Genomic DNA, 773 nt, shown 5'->3' with positions numbered 1-773 from the left:
CGGTCTCGATGACGGGGATCGCGTGGCAGCCGGTGACCGGCGGAACGGCGACGCGGGAAACGTAGGTCCAGTTGAGGTGCGTGCCGGCAGTCCGTAGCCGCGTCAGGAAATCGAACGCGAAGCTGTTCATCACCGTTGCCGCGATACGCCGATCAAGTGCTGGCGTCTCGAGCGTCGCGAGCGTATTGCCGGAGCATGACCCCTCCGGCAGCACCGCGGCGATGCAGGTGCGCTCGTTGGTGTTGCTGGCGATGTCGCGGAAGACGAGCTTGGGCTCCGGGCTTGGCGGTCTTCCGTATTTGCGTTCCGCGGCTTCCAAGCTCACCCACCGCTCGACGGGCTTGATGTCCACCAGGAACTGCTCGATGTGCTTGCCTTCGTAGAGCGGCCAGAAACCTTTTTCCGCCATCCGCGCCCGTACCTCGGCAAAGGGGATGGACCGGTTCGCCGGCCAGTCGAGGCCGCAGACCTCCCGCGGCGTGTAGAGCCGGCCATCCGGCCGCGTCCAGAGGTCGCGGTCGTTGGTCATATGAAGCTCGGTGTAGAACCGCGCGTTCCACGCGCCGGGGCCTTCGGCGCCGAGCAAGGGCCGCGGGGCCTGGCCGGGCAGAAGCCCATACATCTTGAGCACCAGCTCCCGATCGCGCTCTCCGCGGTATTCGAGGAAGGCGAGCGTGCCGGGCGAGAGCCGCTCGATTTCCGAGCGGCGGACGAGCACCTCTACGCCCTGCGGCGGGCCGGAGTCGAGCTCGGCGAGATCGTGGCGCATGAAG

General features: G+C 67.3%; 1 pseudogene. It reads right to left on the bottom strand.

Annotated elements, in window-relative coordinates:
- Positions 1-773 (bottom strand): annotated as a pseudogene (locus ACTFO6_RS17375) (Eco57I restriction-modification methylase domain-containing protein); the annotation flags it as partial.

It is taken from the genome of Pelomicrobium sp. G1, from assembly GCF_051905455.1.
In the GTDB taxonomy this organism is placed as follows: domain Bacteria; phylum Pseudomonadota; class Gammaproteobacteria; order Burkholderiales; family UBA6910; genus Pelomicrobium.
The sequence above is the reverse complement of the archived record's forward strand: the minus strand, read 5'-3'. Positions and strand labels throughout refer to the sequence as shown.